The sequence below is a fragment of the Clostridium facile genome, from assembly GCF_014297275.1.
Classification (GTDB): Bacteria; Bacillota; Clostridia; order Oscillospirales; family Ruminococcaceae; genus Massilioclostridium; species Massilioclostridium facile.
Genome location: NZ_JACOQK010000001.1, coordinates 1 through 22,412 on the forward strand (window position 1 = coordinate 1; position 22,412 = coordinate 22,412).

The following is a 22,412-nucleotide window of genomic DNA, read 5'->3' on the forward strand; positions in this document are numbered from 1 at the left end:
GAAGCAGATCATGATGTAACAGGTGGCTATTTACTGGAATATGATCGTTTAGCACAGGGAGAACCTTCTTGGTTCCATGCCAATCATACAAATTTGGATGTAACTATTAAAAGTCCGGAAGAAGCAACAGCAAAACAAAAAGAATATATATCCAATTATGTGAATGAAATGGAAGAAGCGATTTATAGTTCCAATGGCATCAATAGCAAGGGAAAACACTATACTGACTATATGGATTTAGCTTCTTTTAATAAATTATATTGGATCAATGAAATATTTAAAAATGGCGATTATGGTATGGGAAGCACCTACATGTATAAGGATAAAGATCCCTCTGATGGTACTAGCCTTATGTATGGAGGACCTGTTTGGGACTTTGATATTGCCATTGCTAATGCTTGTGTAAATGCTGGTTCACCAGGAATTGAACAGCAAAATAATTTGCGTGTACCAGAAGGATGGTGGCTGCGCAATCCAAATGGTGGACGCGGCTTCCAATATGCTTTATTCAAACATGAAGATTATCGTAAACTGTCCAAACAAATTTATGATGAAGAGGTTGGGCCATATCTGGAAAGATTACCTGATTTATCTCAACAGTATGCAGATGAAATAAAAGAGTCTGCCGACATGAACTTTATCCGTTGGGATATTTTAAATACACCTCATCAATGGGATACTCCTAATACGGCAACAACCTTCCAAGGAGAAATAGATTTTATAAAAAATTATCTACAAAAACGATACGAATGGATTGACAAAACCATGAAGTTGGATCGGGAACTGCAGGGGGAAGGTACTGCAGAAAGTCCTTATTTAATTCAAACAGTGGAAGATTTACAGTTGTTTGCGTCAAATTATTCCAATAGTAGTGCATATTTCTTACAAACTGCGGATATTGATCTGAAGAATCAAGAATGGGTTCCAATTGGAAATACTTCGAATCCGTTTACAGGAAATTATAATGGTGGAAACCATACTATTTCTGGATTAAAAATAACAACAAATCAAGTAAATTCTACCGGTGAAGGGGCAGGCTTTTTTGGTGTAGTAAAAGACGCTACTATAAAAAATTTAACCATTGCTGACGGGGATATTACAGTAACAGCCCAAGAGGTCGGTGCAATTGTGGGAAGAATGACTAACAGTAAATTATATAATTGTGTCAACTTCGCTAATGTTACTAATTTGGCAAATAATCATTATCAAATGACAGGTGGTATATTTGGCCATGCAGTGGATCAGTCTACAGAAGTAATCGCTAACTGTTATAATGCTGGAACAGTTTCCGCTCCAAATGCGGATGCCGCCACAAATCGTGGAATCGGTGGTATTGGAGGGCATATTTCTGGGGAAAGCCAAATGATTAGCTGTTATAATACCGGGAAAGTAACTGCTGGTTTTGGAACAACAGGAAGTTATATTGGTGGTATTATCGGTGAACATTCCAGTGTAAAATCCAGTATTCACAACTGTTATTGGGTAACAGATGGGGAGAATGGTATCACACAGGGGAAAGGTGTACAAAGAGAATCCAATTCTGGAGAAGGAACTGATTTCCAAGCAGCTGGTAAAACGCTTGCTGAAATGCAACAGGCTGATTTTACTATACTGATGAACAGTAAACAAGCTGAAGCAGCACAAGCTTTAGGAATTGCAGTTGAGGAAGTGGCGGTTTGGAAACAGGGAGATAACGGTCTACCTAGTTTTAATGAAACAACGAATCCTGAATTAGGGCAGGCAAAACAAGAATTATCCAATCTGATCAAACAGGCGGAAAATATTGATTTAAGTCAATGTTTACCTGAGGGACAAGAAGAATTCCAATCAGCTTTAGCACAGGCCAATGTAGCTTTAAATGATCCTGCTGCTACAGTTGATTCTATCAATCTAGCAAAGGAGAATTTACAGCAAGCAATAGATAACTTAAAACCGATTCCATCTGTAGATAAAACGGCACTGGAAACCCTCTACAACCAGGTAAAAGATACTGATTTGAACCAGTATGTAGATGGAGAAGCAAAAGATACCTTTGTAGCAGAACTGGAAAAAGCGAAAAACCTGATTGCGAATGAAGAAGCAACCCAGGAACAAGTTAACGAAGCAGTAACAGCACTGCAGAATGCTTATGACGCACTGGAAAAGAAACCAGTAGAACCAGTGGAAACCAATAAAGATATCCTAAACAAAGTAATTAAATACGCAGAAGAACAAAAAGCATCTGATGACTTTAACAATGTCATCGCAGATGTACAGGAATCCTTCAACGCAGCATTGGATGCAGCAAAAGAAATTGCGGCTGATCCAGCAGCAACTCAGGATGCAGTAGATGCAGCATGGAAAGCATTAATGACAGAAATTCATAAACTAGGCTTTGTCAAAGGAGATATTACTTCCTTAGAAGCTCTGGTATCCTTGGCAGAAGGCTATGACATGAATGACTATATAGAAGCAGGTCAGGCAGAATTCTTAGAAGCATTGAAAGCAGCGCAAGATTTATTAGCGAATAAAGACAATGCAATGCAAACAGAAATCGAAACAGCAGAAACTAATCTGTTGAATGCGATGTTGAACCTGAGATACAAAGCGGATAAATCTATCCTGGAAAAAGTAATTGCGGAAGCCAACGACAAAGATGCTAGTGCATATACAGCGGAAAGCTATGCAGTACTGGAAGCAGCAGTAGCAGAAGCAAACGCAGTGATGGCGAACGAAGATGCAACTCAGGAAGAAGTAGACGCAGCAGTAGTAAGTGTACAAGAAGCAATGAAAGGTCTGGTAGCAGTAGAAAAACCATCTACCGAAACACCAGATGACAACAAAGCAGATGGTACACAAACAGGACAAGAATCTACCACAACAAAAGCAAACGCAGCCAAAACAGGTGACACTACTCCAATTGCTGGGGCTGTAGCATTGGCAATTGCAGCGGGAACAGCAATTGTCTTAAAAAAGAAAAAATAATAGTTCTATAAAAAAGAATGCCTTTATCAATTAGATAGAGGCATTCTTTTGGTATATTTAGTAAAATTTTTTCCGGATTAAAAACATTGTTTTTGCAAAAATAAAGAAAAATGTTTATATATAGAAATAATAAGTTAATATTTTTTTATTTTTGTATTAGTTCATAAAATATAGCAAAATATAAGTATGATATTTATCATTTAATTTGTAATCGTTCAGGAATTATTTAGATATTTTTTCGCTATTTTATGATATAATAATCACATATCTTTTAAAAAAGTTGATTTTTAGATAAAATTGAATGGATACAAAATATTCCTGTTTTTTTAATTAAAAGGAAGAAAAGCAGGAGTATTCTTTTGTAAGATGTAAAATAGGAAAAGATGTTTGAAAGGTTGATGACGCTGTGCTTTCAGAGCTCACAAAATTAAAAAAAATTCTTGTGGTAATTTTAGCTACTGTATTATCCGTTGTTTCTTCTTGTGGAATTTATGTAGCAGATTTTTTAAAAGACTATAACCATGTAGATATTACAGATAGCGATGAGGACCTGGGTATTTCAGAGGAAATTCCTGTAGATAATGGTCAGGATATTACAAATATTGCTTTATTTGGTGTAGATGGACGAAATACTGGAAATGCAGGCAATTCCGATGCGATGATGATTATTAGTATTGATAAACTGCACAGCAAAATAAAGGTAATTTCTATTATGCGGGATACTTTGGTAAAGGTTCCAGACCATGGCATTACAAAAATTACAGAAGCCTATGGTATGGGCGGTGCTGTGTTGGCAATTAAGACATTGAACCAGAATTTTAATTTGAATATTCGTGACTATGCAACTGTAAATTTTGAAGGGATGGCAAAAATAGTAGACGCTGTAGGAGGCGTTGAAATAGATGTCTCAGAAGATGAAGTAATCAATGCAAATGGCAGTATTAATGAGCAGGCATTCGTGTTGGGGATTGAGCCAACTTTTATTGAGCATGCAGGGCTGCAAACATTAAATGGAATGCAGGCAGTTGGCTATGCCAGAATTCGTAAAGTAAGTAATCCAAATGGGACTTATGGTGATTTTGGTCGTACTGACCGTCAGCGTGCTGTTATGGAACAATTGTTCCAAAAAGCATTGACAATGGATGTTAGCCAGTATCCAAAGTTTGCAAAAGAGTTGCTTCCTTATGTAGAAACGTCTTTAGATATCAATCAAATTTTAAATTTAGCTGGTATTTTTACAAAGCCAAATATAGAGTTTGTACAAACCCGCCTCCCATTAGAGGAATATGTGATTAATGCTGATTATTACTACCATTCAAAATCCACTGTTTTATTCAATTTAGGGTATGCTTCTGATTTGCTAAAAGCGTTTATCTATGATGATATTTCCCCTGAATCTTATATGGAACAATATCCTCCAGTTATGACTGCAGACCTTTTAGGTGGAATTGATGTTTCTGATGATGATTCTAAAAATAGTGGTTCTGATGATTCTGAGGATGACAGCAATTATAGCACAGACCGCAACACATCTAAGCCATCTTATTCCAATAACTCTTCTAGCACAACACAGGCTCCAACTTCTTCTGCTCCAGTAGAATCTTCCCAGCCGCCTGTTTCTTCTGAACCGCCAGTTTCCAGTGAACCAGAAACTCCTTCTGTTCCTGAATCCAGCCAACCAGAAGAACCTTCTTCTCAGCCATCAGCAGAAACTATGCAAGGAAATGCAGCTTAATTGTACTAGTAAAATACGTGAATAGCTCTATTCTTAGTAATAGAGCTATTTTTTGTTAAATAATAGAGTGCTAATCGAAAAAAATTTGGGCATAAATTTTACCAAAGTTTTTATCTATTTTTGTGTTCTTATTTTTTCTGCCAACACAAATAATTTATGGCATCACTTTTTTATGTTTCAAAAAATAAATGGATCTGTTTTTTGAAAATGATTAGTAGTGTAAATCGGTGTAAACCCTACATTAGTTTGAATATCTGCATTTTGAGCTACCAACCTATTCTCTTAAAGTTAGTTTATTGTGAGGAGTATTACTAAAATATATACCAATCCTTTGCTAAGGGTTTAGTCGAAAAAATACCTCCTGTGATTTTATCTTATCACAGGAGGTATTTTATTAATCTTATATTGTTTACCAAATTCCCAAAACATGTTGCATACCGAGGCTTACTGCTGCGATGCCAATCCAGCAGCACAATCCCATAAAGATTGGTTTTCCACCGGTTTTTACCAGCTTTGCAATGTTGGTATTTAAACCGATTGCTGCCATTGCCATTACAATTAAAAACTTGCTTAATTCTTTGATTGGGGAAGTTACAACAGCGGGTAGATTAAATACTGTTGTAATTACAGAAGCCAGTACAAAGAACAAGATAAAAAATGGAAAGATTTTTTTAAAGTCTACCTTAGTACCAGAAGAACTTTTTTCTTTTTTTGTGCGTACAAACGCCAATACCAGAGTAATTGGGATGATAGCCAAAGTACGGGTTAATTTTACGATGGTAGCTGCATCCAATGTGTTGCTTCCGTGCATACCATCCCAAGCTGCTGCTGCCGCTGTAACAGAAGAAGTATCATTGATTGCTGTACCTGCAAATAAACCGAATCCTTCATTGCTCAATCCCAACAAACTACCTAAAGCAGGGAAGATTAAGGCAGCAATCACATTAAATAAAAAGATAACAGAGATAGATTGGGCAATTTCCTCGTCATCTGCATCAATTACAGGTGCAGTGGCTGCAATAGCAGAGCCTCCACAAATAGAAGACCCAACCCCTACCAAAGTAGAAATTTTGGATGGAACTCTCATTACTTTATGTAAAATAAACGCAATAATTAAAGATGTAGAGATGGTGGATATAATAATTGGAAGTGATTGTTTCCCTTTCATTAAAATATCGGTTAAATTCATGCCAAAACCAAGCAAAATAACTGCGTATTGCAAAATCTTTTTCGAGGTAAAAGTAATACCTGGCTGTACATTATCTTTATTTTTCCAGAATAAAGTAATCACCATACCAGCTAGGATGGCAAAAACAGGTCCACCAATCACGGGAAGTAATTGACCTAAAAACCAAGCTGGAATTGCAATACATAAGCAAAGCAGAAATCCTTTCCAGCTTTTTTTGATAAATTCCATGAAAAATCCTCCTTTTTATACTTAAAGTTATATTTTTGCGCACTGTTTCTTTACATGGATAATCATACCATAATCTATTAATAAAATAAATATATAATTATTTATTAATCAATAAGAATATGTTATGATAAAATACAGGAGGGATTGATATGTTAGATTTTCGTATAGATAGTTTTTTGGCAGTATGTAAGTATATGAACTTTACAAAAGCATCGGAAGAATTAAATATTACACAACCAGCTGTTTCCCAACATATCCACTATTTAGAGCGAGAATACCAGACAAAATTATTTGAATATAAAGGGAAAAAATTATTTTTGACCCCTTCTGGAAAATTACTATTAAATGCAGCAACTACAATGAAACACGATGAGATTTTTTTAAGAAAAAATATGAGGCAGCAACATGGAGAAGCAAGGCATATGGTTTTGGGTGCTACATTAACAATTGGGGAATTTATGATGCCCCAACTGTTATCCCGATATCTGCAAAAATATCCAACCGTATCAATTGATTTGCAAATTGCCAACACCCAACAATTGTTGGAGAAAATTGATCGTGGAGAAATTGATTTTGCTTTAGTAGAGGGATATTTTGATAAAAGGGAATATGATTCCCGGATGTTTTCCAAAGAGAATTATATTGCGGTATGCAGCCCAAAATATCCTTTTTCGGATAAAGAACAAAGTTTAGAACAGTTATTTAATGAAAAATTAATTTTACGGGAACAAGGTTCTGGAACAAGGGAAATTTTAGAACGGTATTTGGAGAGTAAAAATTTTTCTTTTAAAGATTTTCGCTTACTGTTACAAACCAATAATATTCAGGCAATCAAACATTTTGTAATGGAAGGACAAGGAATTACTTTTTTGTATCAAATTACAGTACAGCAAGAATTACTTCAAGGGCAGTTGCAACAGATTTATCTACCTGATTTTCCACTTTCTCATGAGTTTAACGTTATCTGGCGAAAAAACAGTATTTTTACAGAACATTACCAGGAGATTTTTCAAGAGTTAAAACAGTTTTCCGCTGGAATATGACAATACCATAATGGTTCATAATGGTATCCCTGAAAATAGTTTGGCTAATAAAATGAAAAAATACAAAACTCGCTTTGGCAAGTTGTTATAGCTGTTGGAACAGATTTTTATTTTGTGTTTGTTAAAATCATCAAAATTTTCTCGAAAAATATAAGAATCTCACAAAACAAATCGATTTTATCGTGAATAGATACAAAGATAGATTGGAATTTTTTACGCTTGATATATCAGAAAAATCTTGAAAATAATCGTTAAAAATGATATAATTTTTAAGTAACAGATAGATGATACTATAATAATTAACCAATTAAAGATTGGCTATAGTAAAATCATACTGAGAACAGGAGATAGAGATAATATTTTCTGGGATTGACATCATGTCAGCAACATATATTATACTAAATCTTATTAAAAAATTTTACACAGAATGGAGAGAAAACAAATGAAAAGCTATTCACCGGATAAAATTAAAAACATTGCTATCGTTGGGCACGGCGGCTGTGGTAAAACTTCTTTAGCAGAGGCTTTGCTATTTCGTTCTGGTGCGACCGACCGTTTAGGAAAAATTGCTGATGGAACAACTGTTAGCGATTGTGACCCTGAGGAGATTAAACGGAAAGCTTCATTAACACTCTCTGTTCTCCCATTAGAATATAGTGGGTATAAAGTAAATTTATTGGATACCCCTGGATTATTCGATTTTGCTGTTGGAATGTATGAAGGTATTTCCGCAGCGGATAGTGTTTTGATTTGCGTTTCAGGTAAATCAGGGGTAAACGTAGGAACAAAAAAAGCATATAAACTTGCGAAACAACAAAATAAACCTGTTATGGTATTTGTCAGCAAACTGGATACAGAACACGCTGATTTTTATAAAGTATTAGAGGACTTAAAGGCAAATTTTGGACCTGCAATCTGCCCATTGATGGTTCCTGTTTATAAAGATGATAAAGTAGATTGTTATGTGGACTTAATCCATCTAAAAGCATATTCTTATGATGGGAGCGGAAGCCGTAAAGAAGTAGAGATGCCAGATATGGCACATAGATTGGAAGGGTTATTGGCAGCGATTAGTGAAGCAGTAGCCGAAACAGATGAAGCATTATTTGAAAAGTTCTTTTCTGGGGAACAGTTTACAATGGAAGAGATTTCGGAAGGAATCCACAATGGAATTAAATCTGGTGGTATTATTCCAGTATTTGCAGGATCCGCTACTACTTTGGAAGGGATTACCGTTTTGATGGAAGGTATGACGAAATTGTTGCCAAGTGCTTCTGAAGTAGATTCTATTATCCCATGCGATCCAAATGGGCCATTGTGTGCCTATGTCTTTAAGACGATTGCGGATCCATTCTTTGGAAAATTATCTTTCTTTAAAGTGTTATCCGGTAAATTATCCGCGGATGTTACACCAAAAAACAGGACTACTGGAGAATTGGAACGCATTGGTAAATTGATGTTCCTCTGTGGGAAAAAACAGGAAGATACCAAAGAATTAACAGCCGGGGATATTGGTGCGGCTACAAAGTTGACTGTTAATACAGGGGATACTTTATGTGATGGCACCGACGTTATAGTAGAACCGATTACATACCCTGCACCATGCTATAGCCGTGCTATGATTACCTCAGCAAAAGGAGATGAAAGCAAAGTCTCGGGTGCGGTAACAAAATTATTGCAGGAAGATCCAACCTTAGGATTTAATGTAAATACAGAGACAAAACAACAGATCATTAGTGGTTTAGGAGAACAACATTTGGATGTTGCTTTGGCAAAACTAAAATCCAAATTTGGTGTAGATGTTACCTTAGGTGAAGTGCGTGTACCTTATCGTGAAACAATCCGTAAAAAAGTAAAAGTAGAAGGAAAACACAAAAAACAAACAGGTGGGCATGGACAATTTGGCCATGTATGGATTGAATTTGAACCATGTGTCAGTGAAGACCTAGTATTTGAAGAGAAAATTTTTGGTGGTGCTGTTCCAAAAGGATTTTTCCCAGCAGTTGAAAAAGGGTTGCGGGAAAGTGCCCAAAAGGGTATTCTGGCAGGCTATCCAATGGTTGGTTTAAAAGCACGTTTAGTAGATGGTTCTTATCATCCAGTGGATTCCTCCGAAATGGCGTTTAAAATGGCGGCATCTATTGCTTATCGTGAAGGAATTCCACAAGCTTCCCCAGTGTTGTTAGAACCAATTGATACATTAAAAGTTTTGGTTCCAGATGCTAATACAGGCGATATGATGGGTGAATTAAATAAACGTCGTGGCCGCGTATTGGGAATGAATCCAGAAGAAGATAATATGACAATGATTGAAGCCGAAGTTCCAGAGGCTGAAATGCAGGATTTTGCAATGCTGCTTCGCCAGATGACCCAGGGAGCGGGTTCTTTTAGTATGGAATTTGCGCGTTATGAACAGCTTCCAGAACAGCTCCATGTTGAGGTAATTAGCAAGGCGAAAGCTGTAATGGAGGAAGCTTAATATTTGATAACTAGTTAATCTCATTTCACTTTCTTTCAGTAAAAAGGGCAGCATATTTTGCTGCCCTTTTTACTTGATTACATCAAGAAAAATTTTTCTTTTTATTCCATCTGTGCATAAAATAGAACGATTATTTCATATGTATGGTAGTAAAGAAAATAATTTCATACGGGGGTGAAATGATGTTTGTAGTTTCCGTTCGGACATCCAAAAAGAAAGTGCTAGCGGTTTGCTGCGTCATTGTAATAATTGCTATTTTAGCAGTGATTATCGCGTTAGGACGGAATGTAGAGCCAGTTTCTGCCTCCGTACCAGGGGGGACAAATGAAGAGAGGGTAGCATATCTCAATTCGTTGGGATGGGAAGTACAGCAAGAACCAATTTCGACCAAAGAGGTTATTATTCCAAATGAATTTGATCAAGTGTTTGAATTATACAATGCTGTACAAAAACAGCAGGGATTTGACCTTGCTCCATATAAGGGGAAAACCTGCCAGCAGTTTTGCTATCAAGTAACCAATTATGAAGCAGATTCGACGGTGCAAGCAACCTTGTTGGTTTGCGATGGTATTATTATAGGTGGCGATTTATCTTCTACAAGAGAAGGTGGCTTCACACAGCCTTTATTGAAAAAAGGGGATAGTTGACGGATTCCCCTCCTATAGGCTACAATAGACCTATAGGAGGGGATTTCATTTTGAAAATGCGAATTGATAAGTTTTTATCGAACCAAGGGATTGCCAGCAGAAAAGAATCCAAATCTTTTTTGAAAGCAGGACGAGTTTCTGTAAATGGGATACCAGTGTTAAAAGGGGATATTAAGATTGACCCACAAGTAGACCGGATTGAAATAGATGGAGCATTGCAGAACTATCAAGAACATATTTATTTAATGCTAAATAAACCTAAAGGTGTTGTCAGCGCAACGGATGATACACGCCATACTACAGTATTGGATCTCGTGCCAAAAGAACTTTTCCGGCAGGGCATGTTTCCGGCAGGACGTTTGGATAAAGATACAACAGGATTTGTATTATTAACGGAAGATGGAGAGTTTGCCCATAATATATTGTCTCCTCGCCACCACGTGCCAAAAACCTATCATGCGGTAATTGACCAACCAATTGCAGAATTAGAAATCAAACAGCTGGAAAATGGAATAGTATTAAAAGATGGTACACAATGTATGAAGGCAAAGTTCACAGTGATTTTTCCAGGAGAGACGCCAACATTAGAAGTAATCATCCAAGAAGGGCGTTACCATCAAATTAAACGGATGTTTGGCGCTGTTGGAAAAAAAGTTTTGGAACTGAAAAGAATAAAGATTGGAGGTTTAGCGTTAGATCCAAATTTACCAGAAGGGCAATGTCGAGAAATATCTGTGGAAGAACTTGAAAGAATTACAAATTGTAACAGATATTAAAATAAAATTGTAAATATTTTTTAAAATAAAAGATATCCAAATACAATTCAAATTACGAAGCGTGTACCTTTTTCTTGTTTTCTGAAAATAAGAAAAAGGTGCATTTTTTTTGGCGAAATTAGATAAATGAGTTACCAAAAAAATAGGTGATAATCTCTTGTTTTTTTGGTATCTATAGCGTTTATACCAAAAAAACTGCTTAAAATATAAATTTGATAGACAAAAGACACATCAAATAGTTGACAAATCGTCGAAAACGTGGTATTATGTGACTGTTACACAGATTTGTTAATAAAAATTTGATGATATTGACAAGATGAGTAGAAAAAAACATTCAAATAATACGAAAAAAATAGCTTGTTTTTGCTGTTTTGTATGATAAGATGCTAGTATCAGATAAAACACAATAACTGACAAATTTTAGCGCAACATAAAAATTCTATTTTTTTCCTCATGTCATTTCATATTTTCTTAACAATAGAAGCTGCAGAATATGTTACAATTTGTAATAGTTTGATGCTATACCAATTGTAATAAAATTGTAGCTGTCGTTTGGGCAAAACTATTTTTACCATCCAACAGAGATCATTTTAAAACAAAGGAGAATACTTATGTCAAATCGGCTTTTCCAGGGTGTAGTTCATCAAATGAGAGATACAATTGACCGGGTGATTGGTGTAGTAGATGATTCTGCTACCATTATTGCTTGTAGTGAGTTGTCTAAAATTGGAACATACAATGAGTTTATCTCATTAGACCTTGCGGATTCTCATGAGGTATTTGTACGTGATGGATTTACTTACAAACCATTTGGTTCCGCAATGAAGCCAGAGTATGCTGTGTTTGTAGAAGGGGTAGATGAAACAGCCTCTAAATACACACAAATTTTGGCGATTACCCTTTCCAGTATCAAACAATACTACGATGAAAAGTATGACCGCAATAATTTTATTAAAAATGTAGTACTGGATAATATTTTACCAGGGGATATTTATATTAAAGCACGTGAACTTCACTTTAATACAGATGTTAGCCGTGTTGCATTATTAATCCGTATTTTATCTTCGAATGATGTGTCTGCGTACGATGTCATTCAAAACCTGTTCCCGGATAAGCAAAAAGATTTTGTATTTAATATCAGCGAAAATGATATTGTATTAATTAAAGAAATCCGTAGCGGCATTGACTCAAAAGACCTGGAAAAATTGGCCCGTTCTATTGTTGATACGTTAAGTGGCGAATTTTATACCCGTGCCACAGTAGGGATTGGTACTGCTGTTGTTGGGGTAAAAGATTTGGCCCGTTCTTTTAAAGAAGCTCAGGTTGCTTTGGAAGTTGGAAAAGTTTTTGATACCGACAAAGTAATTGTAAGCTATGATAATTTGGGTATTGCGCGTTTAATTTACCAATTGCCAACAACTTTGTGTGAAACCTTTTTAAGAGAGGTATTTAAACGCGGTTCGATTGAATCTTTGGATCAAGAAACTTTGTTTACGATCCAAAAATTCTTTGAAAATAACCTGAATGTATCTGAAACATCCCGTAAATTATTTGTACACCGTAACACATTAGTATATCGCCTTGAAAAAATTAAAAAATTGACAGGTCTTGACCTTCGGGAATTTGATCATGCAATTGTCTTTAAAATTGCTCTGATGGTAAAGAAATACTTGATTTCTAACCCAGCTAAACTGTAAAACAAATGAGCAGGATAGCGTTTGTTTTCCTGTTTTGATGTGATACTACCAGCAAAGCAGAATTGCGCCATTTTTTAGAATGGTGGATTTTGCTTTGTTCCATTTTATAAGGGAAAGAGACATCCTGTCAATTGATTTGTATTGTGAGAGAAGGAGTATTTTTCATGATAGAATTGCAAGATGTCTATTTTGAATATTCAAATGGAAATCCTGCTTTAAATGGCATCAACTTAAACATAGATAAAGGTGAATTTGTGTTTGTAGTTGGTCATTCCGGAGCAGGAAAAAGTTCCTTACTAAAGTTGCTGACAAGGGAAAATGTAGCAACATCGGGAAAAGTAGTTGTAAATGGTTATGATTTAAGTGCATTAACAAAAAAACAAGTGCCATATTTTCGCCGTTCGCTGGGGATGGTATTCCAGGATTTCCGGTTGATTCCTAATATGACAGTGTTTGACAATGTAGCGTTTGTGCTGCGTGTTACCAACCACTCGAACCGTTACATCCGTAAAAGGGTACCTTATGTGCTGAACCTAGTGGATTTGGCAGATAAAATGAAATCTTACCCAAATGAATTATCTGGTGGGGAACAACAAAGGGTAGCAATTGCTCGTGCTTTGGCAAGCGATCCTCCGTTTATTATAGCGGACGAGCCCACTGGTAATGTTGACCCAGGGCTTTCTTTGCAAATTGTAGAATTGTTAATGGATATTAATAAATATTGTGGCACTACCATTATGATGGTAACCCACGAACATGAATTAGTGCGTCATTTTGGCGGTCGGGTAGTAAGCATTGAAGATGGTCAGATTGCCTTCGATGAATTCATAGGAGGTAACGAATGAGAGGAAGCAGTATTAAATATTTAGCCAAAGAAGGCATCCGAAATGTATGGATTAACCGTTTGATGTCTTTCGCTTCCATTGGTGTGCTAACCGCTTGTTTAATGCTGGTTGGACTAGCTGTACTACTTACAGCAAATATGGACAGTATGATTGGATTTGTGGAAGAACAAAGTACCATCGAAATCTTTTTAAAAGATGATGCTACTCAAGAAGATGTCGATCAGCTAACAAATGAGTTGGATAGCCTTGAGTTTGTGGAAAGTACTACATATATATCAAAAGAACAGGCGCTTCGGGATTACGCGGACCGCTTGAACAATAAAGAGTTATATGACAGCATTGTAAATGATAATTTTTTGCCAGCCTCTTTAAGGGTTTCGGTTTCTGATTTAACTCATATGGAGGATATTACGAAACTGGCAGAACAATCTCCTGCATATGACAGCTATAAAATTCCTACTAATGTTGCCAAAACAATTACCGATTTAAAACAAACAGTTACCTGGTTTGGAGTAGTGATCGTTGCTGCTCTGGTAGTTGTATCGCTGGTGATTATTTCAAATACCATCCGTGCCACTGTTTTTGCCAGAAGAAAAGAGATTGGCATTATGAAGCAGGTGGGTGCAACCAACAACTTTATTCGGGTTCCATTTTTATTTGAAGGGATCTGTTTAGGGATTGTTTCCGCTATTGTTGCATTCCTGCTAATTTGGGGCGGTTATGAAGCAATTATCCATATTATAAAGGATAACTCATCAGCATTTTTACAATCTATGTATGATAGCATTATTCCATTTGGTAATATTGGTTGGAAAATTGCCATTGCGTTTTTCCTTGCAGGTTGTGCAACAGGCGCATTGGGCAGTGTTATTAGTTTGCGTACCCACTTAAAAGTATAGTTGTTTGAGAGGAGAAGTGACATGAAAAAACACCGTTTAACAAAATTTATTTCTCTAGCACTGGCAGTTACAATGTCAGCGTGTATATTACCAACTTCTGTTTTTGCAAAAACGGATCAAAGCACAATTGATGATTTAAATCGGAAGCTGGCGTATTTGGGGGATGACCAAGTAAATACCAGCGAATACCAAGCCGCTTTAGATCAAAAAATATCCTTGCTTCAACAAGAAATTGATGATGCTCAGGCAAAAGAAGACGCCAAAAATGCAGATATTACAGCAAAAGAAGTTGAAATTGGTAAAATCAACGATCAGGTTTTACAAACCCAAACGGAAATTGATCAATTAAATGCTGAGATTGAACAGAAAGAACAGGAGAAGCAGAAAACGATTGATCAGCTAAAGGAGAGAATGATTGCTGATTATAAAACAGGACAAACTTCTTCCTTAGATTTGCTGTTAAGTGCCAGTGATTTTGGTGAATTTATGGCAGGTATGGAGTACATACAACGGATTGCTAAACATGATAAAGAATTAACCGATACATTGGAACAACAAGTAAATGAAATTCAGGGGAGCAAGCAGGAAAGGGAAACAAAACTTTCTAGCTTACAAACCCAAAAATCCGATATGGAAACAAAGTTGACGGAAGCACAAAATGAACGAGACGAAATTACTGCTATCCGTGCGAACAAACAGGCTAAACAGGATGAGTTAAATTCCGATAAACAGAAAAGTATAAAGCATAGCAATGAAGTGCAGCAGCAAATCCAAGAGACACGTGAGGAGCTGGAAGATGCGACACAAGCAATCTTAGAGGCCCAAAAAGAAGCAGAAAAAAATAATAATGCCAATAATTCCAACAATAGTAGTGGGAATACGGATACAAATGGAAATACAGGGAATACTGGAAGCAACAACAGTGGTTCTGTAAGTTCTAGTGGTTATATGTGGCCAATTCCAGGTAGAGCAATGGGAGACGGTTATGGTCCGCGTGATTATGGTTCTGGATATCATTGGGGCATTGATATCCCAGCACCATATGGAACTGATATCCGGGCGGCAAAATCTGGGACAGTTATTGTTTCTATGATGGGTTATTCTGGAAGCGGATTTGGCGGCTATGGAAATGTAGTTGTCATTCAGCATGATGATGGATATCTCACCTTATATGCGCACGCTTCTTCCCGTTTAGTATCAGTAGGACAGAGAGTAGAACAAGGACAGGTTATTGCAAAAGTTGGATCTACAGGGGATTCTACAGGAAACCACTTACACTTTGAAGTCCGCGATCGGAATGCAAACAAATTAAATCCGTTAAATTTTGTATCCCCATCCTAATAAAATATGGCTGCCATTCTGTTTTGCGCTTGGCAGTCATTGTTCTACCATCAAAATGGAAGGTCAAAAGATATAGAATAAAAGGCAATGATCAAGGAGGAATTACAATATGAAAAAACGTCATTTGACAAAGCTGCTTGCGATTGTTTTAGCAGCTACTATGTCAGTTGGTGTTTTACCGATTACTGTTTCTGCAACAAGTTCTTTGGATCAGGTTCAAAACAAAAAACAGCAGTTAGCAGAAAAGTTAGATAATTTGCAGGGAAAAAATAAAGAGTCTGCTGAATACCAGGCTGCTTTGGATGAGCAAATTGTTGTCATGCAGCAAGAGATTGATATCTATCAATCCCAAGAAGACAATTTGAACTCAGAAATTTCAGCAAAAGAAGCTCAAATTAGTCAATTAAATTCTCAGCTATTGGATACTCAGAGAGAAGTTGATGAAAAAAATGCTGAGATTGAGCAGAAGGAACAGGAAAAACAGAAAACAATCGATCAATTAAAAGAAAGAATGGTTGCGGACTATAAAGCAGGACAAACTACTACTTTGGATTTACTGTTGACTGCCGATGATTTTGGTGAATTTATGGCAAGTATGGAATATATCAAACGTATTGCCAAACATGACCAGGATTTAATTGAAACTTTAACTCAACAAGTAGAGGAGATTAATCAGAATAAAAAAGAAGTAGAAACAAAATTATCAGAATTGGAAACACAAAAATCTGATTTAGAAGCTCAGTTGGATGAAGTACGTATCCAATATGATGAAGCATCTTCTGTCCGTGCGAGCAAAGAAGCGGCTCAGGCTGATTTAAACGCAAAAAAACAGCAAAGCATTCAATACCAAGGGGATATTCAACAAGAAATCCAAGAAATAGAAGAACAATATGAAAATGCTGGTCAACCCAATGGAACCAACCAAATAGAAACTGGAACAATCAGTGGCAGTGGTTATATGTGGCCAGTTCCTGGCAGAGCTATGGGAGATGGATATGGTTCTCGTGTATTGAACGGGAAAGTGGTAAATCATTGGGGTATAGATATTCCAGCTCCACTTGGTACCAATATTTGCGCTGCTAAAAGTGGTACCGTTGTAGTAAGTTTAGATGAAGAGTTCAATAAACAAGGATCAGGATATGGTGGATATGGTAGTGTTGTTGTTATTCAACATGACGACGGCTATTATACTTTATATGCACATGCCTCTGCACTTTTAGCATATGAAGGCCAAAGAGTAGAACAAGGTCAGGTAATTGCTAAAGTAGGACATTCAGGTCAGGCTTATGGAAACCATTTGCATTTTGAAGTACGGGATAGAACAAAAGAGCCTAAGACTGCAAGGAAATTAAATCCGCTTAATTTTGTTTCTCCTTCTTGAGTTTATCATAAAAAATCAGATTGAACTGTTCTCATTAATCTGCAAACCCGAAATCGGAAAGGTGTTTAAGGTATGAATAAAAAAATTTCATTAGGTGGGGCAATTGCGTTCTCAGCCATTGTTGCTGCAATTACCTTTATCATTACTTGGATTGCGTCCAGCAATGTATTTGATGGGTTAATGTCAAATGTATCTCAAAGGGATGCAATTTACCAGAAATTAGATGAAATTGATAAAACAGTACGTACCCATTATATTGGGGACTTAGATGAAACAACCTTGCAAAACTATATTGCCCGTGGCTATGTAGCAGGCACGGGGGATGATTATGCTACTTATTATTCTGCAGAAGACCTGAAAACATTACAGCAGGATCAACAAGGTTATGTTACCGGCATTGGCATTACCGGTAGCCAAGATGAAAGCGGATATATTAAAGTATTGACGATTTATGAGGGTTCTCCTGCTAGTGCAGCTGGAATAGAATCCGGCGATTTGATTGTTGCAATTGAGGGGAACGATGTAAAAACTTCCGGTTATAGTGTAGCAATGAAACAGCTACAAGGGGAAGCAGGTACTGTTGTAAAATTGACTGTGCGTCATAATGGACAGGATAATGAATTGGAATTAACCCGACAGAAAATGTCTATTCCTACTGTTTCTTATCGCATGATTGACGATAAAGGATATATTAAAATATCTTCCTTTAAGGGGAACACAGTGGATCAATTTAAAACAGCGATAGAAGATTTACAGGCACAAGGAGCCCAAGGAGTGATTTTTGACCTACGGGATAACACAGGTGGTACAATTGATAGTGTAACCAAAATTTTGGATCAGATTTTGCCAGAAGGAACTTTAGGAAACTACCGTTATAAAGATGGAAGTACAGAGGAATTAGGGTATTCTGATGCCACTAGTATTGACCTCCCAATGGTAATGATTGCAAACAATGAAACAGCCAGTGCTTCTGAGTTGTTTATTGCAGATTTAAAAGACTATGATAAAGCAAAATTGGTGGGAACAACTACATATGGTAAAGGGGTTTGCCAAACCTTATATACATTACAGGATGGGAGTGCTGTTAATATTACTTCTTGCTATTTTGACCCAGCTAAAACGGAAAACTTTAATGGCGTGGGAATCACTCCAGATTTTGAAGTAAAATTGTCCGAAGAGAGTCAAAAACTTTATGCTTCTGGTAGCCTGACAGACGAGAGTGATACTCAACTTCAAAAAGCAATTGAAGTATTAGAGACAGAAACTAAGTAGTAAATTAAAATAACAATCATAAAAATAAGTGGTACAAAATTTTGTGCCACTTATTTTTTGTATCGGTTTCAAATGAAACAATCTTTTATTTTATATAAGGTTAATCAATAGAAAGTAGAGGAGATTAAATTTTTGATATAAAAATAACACAATAATACGTTATTTATTTTTATAAAAAAAGGCCTAAGATGATTAGGATATAGATTTACTTGTAATTTTGCAAAATTTATCGTATCATATGTTACTTTTAGGGAAGAAAGACTTTTGCACTATTCTACGTTACGAATAAGAAACTATTTTCACTTTAAACTTGACAGTTTAATAGAGAGGGATTTATGATAGTGTGGTAGAAAAATTTTCATTATTAGTAAGGAAAAAATGAATGATACGGAAATAAGGAAAAGGCATGCTCTGCAATTTGTTTTCAATATTGTTTCAGAAAAATACAGTAAGGTAAAATCTTAGTGAGGGGGAATCATTTATGATGATACAATATCAACCGATTAATCTAGTAATGGGACCGTATGGCTCTGGAAAGACCACTTTTGCTGTCAGCTTAGCTTTAGAAATTGCGAAGCGGGAAAAAAACGTTACATTGGTTGACTTTGATACAGTAAATCCTTATTTTAGAAGTCACGATTATAAAAGCTGGTTGGAAGATAATAATATTCAGTTGATATCTACCAATTTTGCAGGGACAAATTTGGATATCCCATCTATTTCTGGTGGATTAGTATCCTGTTTACAGGATATAGAGCGATACATTGTGATTGATATGGGAGGAGATGATGTTGGAGCAAAGCCAATTGGAGGATATGCGGAGTTTATCAGAAGCCGTCCTCATATGGCATTTGTGCTATTTAATCAATACCGTCTGATTCCAGATTATCTGGAACAAGTTCATCAGATTGAAAGAGAAAGCAGACTAAATATCACTCATTTTGTAAACAATTCTAATTTAGGGGAAGAAACAACCTGGCAGGAGATTGAGAATAGTATCTTACCAGCAAAAGAAATGGCAAAACAGCTTGGTATTACATTTTGGGGTACTACAGCAATGCCAAGTTTTCAACAACATAATATTTTTCCATTGGTAAAACATCCATTTCTTTGGTAATATTGCAGTATAAATGGAAGGTTTTTTTGTTCATAATATCATAATAAAATCGCAATAGGATTGTGGTTAAATAGAATAATGTTATTCTAACAATGATTATTAAAATAACATTTACTTGATAAAATTATCATTTTAATAGAACAAATTATTTTGATAGGAGGAATTCTATGACTAAAATTTGGATTGACCACGAACAATGTAAAGGATGCGGTTTATGTACAACTGCCTGTCCAAAGCAAATTTTAAAATTATCTAATCATCGGTTTAACCAAAAAGGCTATCATACAGTGGAATTGATTGATGATGACGCTTGCATTCATTGTGGGATGTGTACGATTATCTGTCCAGATTGTGCCATTTTATTAAAAGAAGTAGTACAAACAAACAATTAGGAGGGACATATGGGACAAAGATATTTAATGAAAGGGAATGAGGCTCTAGCAGAATCCGCAATCCGTTCTGGATGCAAATGTTTTTTTGGCTATCCTATTACCCCTCAAACAGAAATTGCCGCTTATATGGCAAAACGGATGCCACAGATTGATGGTGGAGTATATTTACAAGCAGAATCTGAAATTGCGGCGGCAAACATGGTGCTAGGAGCTGCTTCTGCTGGCTTTCGGGCGATGACTTCCTCTTCTTCTCCAGGAATTAGCTTAAAAAGTGAGGCAATTTCTTATTTAGCGGCAAGTGATTTACCATGCCTAATTGTGAATATTCAGCGTGCTGGTCCAGGATTAGGAGGAATCCAACCTTCCCAATCCGATTATTGGCAGGCTACCCATAACGGACATGGAGATTTTCATTTATTAGTATTTGCTCCAAATAGCGTGCAGGAAATGGTGGACTTAGTGGAACATGCTTTTGATAAAGCAGACCAATATCGTATGCCAGCCATGATTTTAGGAGATGGTACCTTAGGGCAGATGATGGAGCCAATTGAATTCCGTCATGATATTCGGACAGATTTACCAGAAAAACCTTGGGCTGCTAATGGTCATCAAAATCAAAGGGAACATAATATTATCAATTCCTTATTTTTACAGCCTTCTGAATTAGAAAAATCCAATTTAGAGCGTTTTCAACGCTATGAAATGGTGAAACAAAAGGAGCAGATGGCAGAAGAATACCTAACTGAAGATGCAGATATTGTAGTGGTAGCTTTTGGAGCGACATCCCGTATTGTAAAATCCGCAGTACGCGCTGCTCGAGAGCAGGGAATAAAAGCTGGATTAATCCGGCCAATTACACTATGGCCATTCCCGGTCCAAGCATTAAAACGGTGTCATGCAAAAAAATTTTTAACAGTTGAAATGAATATGGGTCAGATGGTGGATGATGTCCGCTTAGCGATTGAATGCCGTTGCCCAGTGGAATTTTATGGACGTGTGGGAGGAATTATTCCAAAACCAGCTGAAATACTAGAACAACTGCAAAAAATGGCGAAGGAGGGATAACAATGGCTGGAGTAATGGAAAGACCAAAAGGTTTAACAGAGGTTACAACCCATTATTGTCCTGGGTGTACCCATGGAATTATCCATCGATTGGTTGCGGAAGTATTAGAAGGTATGGATGTATTGGGACAGACAGTAGGTGTGGCTTCCGTCGGATGCTCTGTTATGGCCTATGATTATTTTAGCTGCGATATGGTACAGGCTCCTCATGGACGCGCTCCAGCTGTTGCGACTGGTTTGAAGCGTGTTTTAGGAAAAGACAGCATTATTTTTACCTATCAAGGAGATGGAGATTTAGCGGCGATTGGGACTGCTGAAACAGTACATGCAGCAACTCGAGGTGAAAATATTACTATTATATTTGTAAATAATACCATTTATGGTATGACAGGAGGGCAAATGGCTCCTACTACGCTACCGGGTCAGGTGACACAAACAACTCCTACAGGACGTCACGTAGAACAAGCAGGCTTCCCAATCCGTATGTGTGAAATGTTGTCCACATTAGATGGGGTTGCCTATGCGGAACGTGTATCTGTTCATGATGTAAAACATATTCTTCAAACCAAAAAGGCGATTCAAAAAGCATTTCAAACCCAAAAAGAAGGAAAAGGATTTTCGATTGTTGAGGTTCTTTCTACCTGTCCAACGAACTGGGGACAAACGCCAATAGAAGCATTAAAAAGGGTAGAAACGGAAATGATACCTTACTATCCTTTGGGCGTCTATCAAGACCGTACAGAGAAAGGGGTGTTTACTCCATGACAATGAATATGTTATTTGCAGGTTTTGGTGGGCAGGGAATACTGTTTGCAGGAAAAGTGGCTGCATATACTGGTTTGTTGGATGAAAAACAGGTTACCTGGTTACCTTCTTATGGTCCAGAGATGAGAGGCGGTACAGCCAACTGTTCGGTTTGTTTGAGTGAGGAAACTATTGGGAGTCCCTTGGTGGTAAATCCAAACCTGTTACTAGCAATGAATGGACCTTCCTATCATCGGTTTATACAGACAGTGCAGATGGATGGAATTACCGTATTTGATAGTAGTTTGATTACAGATGCTGTATATCAAAAGGGAATCCACCAATATGGGATTCCGGCTACTAAGATGGCTGATGATAATCAATTAAAGGGTCTTGCAAATATGATCTGCTTAGGTTATGTATTGCAATTAACTGGCTTTACTTCCAAAGAATCGTTGGAAAATGCCATTGAACATACTGTTCCACCCAAAAAAGCACATTTATTGGAGAAGAATAAACAGGCATTTTTGTTAGGATACAATTATCAGGGAAAGGAACTATCGAAATAGGATAGAAATAATAAATGTGTCCGTAAACCA

At 36.7% G+C, this 22,412-nt stretch carries 18 protein-coding genes; 17 read left to right on the top strand and 1 reads right to left on the bottom strand.

The genetic code is table 11. The annotated features are described in order from the left end of the window. Together H8Z77_RS00005 and H8Z77_RS00010 are read left to right on the top strand one after the other, a co-directional pair. Positions 1-2,964, top strand: a 2,964-nt coding sequence (locus H8Z77_RS00005; RefSeq protein WP_186995777.1) for a CotH kinase family protein, incomplete at its 5' end; no start/stop codon positions are given. A gap of 406 nt (positions 2,965-3,370) precedes the next feature. Then, positions 3,371-4,699 (top strand): LCP family protein, encoded by a 1,329-nt coding sequence (locus tag H8Z77_RS00010; RefSeq protein WP_069988044.1) that lies wholly within the window; start codon positions 3,371-3,373, stop codon positions 4,697-4,699. A gap of 409 nt (positions 4,700-5,108) precedes the next feature. Here H8Z77_RS00010 and H8Z77_RS00015 read toward each other — a convergent pair whose 3' ends face one another. Continuing rightward, positions 5,109-6,116, bottom strand: coding sequence for a YeiH family protein (locus H8Z77_RS00015; protein ID WP_186995778.1), 1,008 nt, complete (start codon positions 6,114-6,116; stop codon positions 5,109-5,111). Between the two features lie 149 nt (positions 6,117-6,265). Here H8Z77_RS00015 and H8Z77_RS00020 point away from each other — a divergent pair, with 149 nt between their 5' ends. The 15 genes from H8Z77_RS00020 (at position 6,266) to H8Z77_RS00090 (ending at position 22,382) form a co-directional block, all read left to right on the top strand. After that, positions 6,266-7,159, top strand: a complete 894-nt coding sequence (locus tag H8Z77_RS00020; protein WP_069988049.1) for a LysR family transcriptional regulator — start codon at positions 6,266-6,268, stop codon at positions 7,157-7,159. A 442-nt stretch (positions 7,160-7,601) separates the two neighbouring features. Beyond that, positions 7,602-9,638: an elongation factor G gene (locus H8Z77_RS00025; RefSeq protein WP_069988051.1), complete on the top strand. Its 2,037-nt coding sequence runs from the start codon at positions 7,602-7,604 to the stop codon at positions 9,636-9,638. A 182-nt stretch (positions 9,639-9,820) separates the two neighbouring features. Next, complete coding sequence (locus tag H8Z77_RS00030) at positions 9,821-10,285, top strand: DUF4830 domain-containing protein (RefSeq protein ID WP_186995779.1); 465 nt, start codon at positions 9,821-9,823, stop codon at positions 10,283-10,285. Positions 10,286-10,341: 56 nt separating this feature from the next. Next, positions 10,342-11,061, top strand: coding sequence for a pseudouridine synthase (locus H8Z77_RS00035; protein ID WP_186997069.1), 720 nt, complete (start codon positions 10,342-10,344; stop codon positions 11,059-11,061). A 611-nt stretch (positions 11,062-11,672) separates the two neighbouring features. Continuing rightward, positions 11,673-12,758: a PucR family transcriptional regulator gene (locus H8Z77_RS00040; protein ID WP_069988054.1), complete on the top strand. Its 1,086-nt coding sequence runs from the start codon at positions 11,673-11,675 to the stop codon at positions 12,756-12,758. Between the two features lie 164 nt (positions 12,759-12,922). Beyond that, the gene (gene ftsE / locus H8Z77_RS00045; protein WP_069988055.1) at positions 12,923-13,603 is read left to right on the top strand and encodes a cell division ATP-binding protein FtsE; all 681 of its coding nucleotides are present in this window, start codon (positions 12,923-12,925) and stop codon (positions 13,601-13,603) included. Next, entirely contained in the window at positions 13,600-14,502 is a 903-nt protein-coding gene (gene ftsX / locus H8Z77_RS00050) for a permease-like cell division protein FtsX (protein WP_069988056.1), read from the top strand. The genes ftsE and ftsX overlap by 4 nt, the downstream gene beginning before the upstream one ends. Positions 14,503-14,523: 21 nt before the next feature. After that, positions 14,524-15,843, top strand: a complete 1,320-nt coding sequence (locus H8Z77_RS00055) for a murein hydrolase activator EnvC family protein (RefSeq protein WP_069988057.1) — start codon at positions 14,524-14,526, stop codon at positions 15,841-15,843. A 109-nt stretch (positions 15,844-15,952) separates the two neighbouring features. Continuing rightward, positions 15,953-17,224, top strand: a complete 1,272-nt coding sequence (locus H8Z77_RS00060; RefSeq protein ID WP_186995780.1) for a murein hydrolase activator EnvC family protein — start codon at positions 15,953-15,955, stop codon at positions 17,222-17,224. Positions 17,225-17,296: 72 nt separating this feature from the next. Then, positions 17,297-18,496 (top strand): S41 family peptidase, encoded by a 1,200-nt coding sequence (locus H8Z77_RS00065; protein ID WP_186995781.1) that lies wholly within the window; start codon positions 17,297-17,299, stop codon positions 18,494-18,496. A gap of 481 nt (positions 18,497-18,977) precedes the next feature. Next, positions 18,978-19,613 carry a nucleotide-binding protein gene (locus H8Z77_RS00070; protein ID WP_069988060.1) on the top strand — a complete coding sequence of 212 codons (636 nt, stop codon included), beginning with the start codon at positions 18,978-18,980 and terminating at the stop codon, positions 19,611-19,613. Between the two features lie 167 nt (positions 19,614-19,780). Continuing rightward, the gene (locus tag H8Z77_RS00075; protein ID WP_069988061.1) at positions 19,781-20,005 is read left to right on the top strand and encodes a 4Fe-4S dicluster domain-containing protein; all 225 of its coding nucleotides are present in this window, start codon (positions 19,781-19,783) and stop codon (positions 20,003-20,005) included. A 9-nt stretch (positions 20,006-20,014) separates the two neighbouring features. Next, complete coding sequence (locus tag H8Z77_RS00080; RefSeq protein ID WP_186995782.1) at positions 20,015-21,070, top strand: 3-methyl-2-oxobutanoate dehydrogenase subunit VorB; 1,056 nt, start codon at positions 20,015-20,017, stop codon at positions 21,068-21,070. A 2-nt stretch (positions 21,071-21,072) separates the two neighbouring features. Further along, positions 21,073-21,834: a thiamine pyrophosphate-dependent enzyme gene (locus tag H8Z77_RS00085; protein WP_186995783.1), complete on the top strand. Its 762-nt coding sequence runs from the start codon at positions 21,073-21,075 to the stop codon at positions 21,832-21,834. Further along, positions 21,831-22,382, top strand: coding sequence for a 2-oxoacid:ferredoxin oxidoreductase subunit gamma family protein (locus tag H8Z77_RS00090; RefSeq protein WP_069988064.1), 552 nt, complete (start codon positions 21,831-21,833; stop codon positions 22,380-22,382). The genes H8Z77_RS00085 and H8Z77_RS00090 overlap by 4 nt, the downstream gene beginning before the upstream one ends. Positions 22,383-22,412 lie beyond the last annotated feature (30 nt).

Coding starts and splice junctions, on each gene's coding strand:
- H8Z77_RS00015 (WP_186995778.1), bottom strand. CDS start 6,116: ATGGAATTTATCAAAAAAAGCTGGAAAGGATTTCTGCTTTGCTTATGT.
- H8Z77_RS00020 (WP_069988049.1), top strand. CDS start 6,266: ATGTTAGATTTTCGTATAGATAGTTTTTTGGCAGTATGTAAGTATATG.
- H8Z77_RS00025 (WP_069988051.1), top strand. CDS start 7,602: ATGAAAAGCTATTCACCGGATAAAATTAAAAACATTGCTATCGTTGGG.
- H8Z77_RS00030 (WP_186995779.1), top strand. CDS start 9,821: ATGTTTGTAGTTTCCGTTCGGACATCCAAAAAGAAAGTGCTAGCGGTT.
- H8Z77_RS00035 (WP_186997069.1), top strand. CDS start 10,342: ATGCGAATTGATAAGTTTTTATCGAACCAAGGGATTGCCAGCAGAAAA.
- H8Z77_RS00040 (WP_069988054.1), top strand. CDS start 11,673: ATGTCAAATCGGCTTTTCCAGGGTGTAGTTCATCAAATGAGAGATACA.
- ftsE (WP_069988055.1), top strand. CDS start 12,923: ATGATAGAATTGCAAGATGTCTATTTTGAATATTCAAATGGAAATCCT.
- ftsX (WP_069988056.1), top strand. CDS start 13,600: ATGAGAGGAAGCAGTATTAAATATTTAGCCAAAGAAGGCATCCGAAAT.
- H8Z77_RS00055 (WP_069988057.1), top strand. CDS start 14,524: ATGAAAAAACACCGTTTAACAAAATTTATTTCTCTAGCACTGGCAGTT.
- H8Z77_RS00060 (WP_186995780.1), top strand. CDS start 15,953: ATGAAAAAACGTCATTTGACAAAGCTGCTTGCGATTGTTTTAGCAGCT.
- H8Z77_RS00065 (WP_186995781.1), top strand. CDS start 17,297: ATGAATAAAAAAATTTCATTAGGTGGGGCAATTGCGTTCTCAGCCATT.
- H8Z77_RS00070 (WP_069988060.1), top strand. CDS start 18,978: ATGATGATACAATATCAACCGATTAATCTAGTAATGGGACCGTATGGC.
- H8Z77_RS00075 (WP_069988061.1), top strand. CDS start 19,781: ATGACTAAAATTTGGATTGACCACGAACAATGTAAAGGATGCGGTTTA.
- H8Z77_RS00080 (WP_186995782.1), top strand. CDS start 20,015: ATGGGACAAAGATATTTAATGAAAGGGAATGAGGCTCTAGCAGAATCC.
- H8Z77_RS00085 (WP_186995783.1), top strand. CDS start 21,073: ATGGCTGGAGTAATGGAAAGACCAAAAGGTTTAACAGAGGTTACAACC.
- H8Z77_RS00090 (WP_069988064.1), top strand. CDS start 21,831: ATGACAATGAATATGTTATTTGCAGGTTTTGGTGGGCAGGGAATACTG.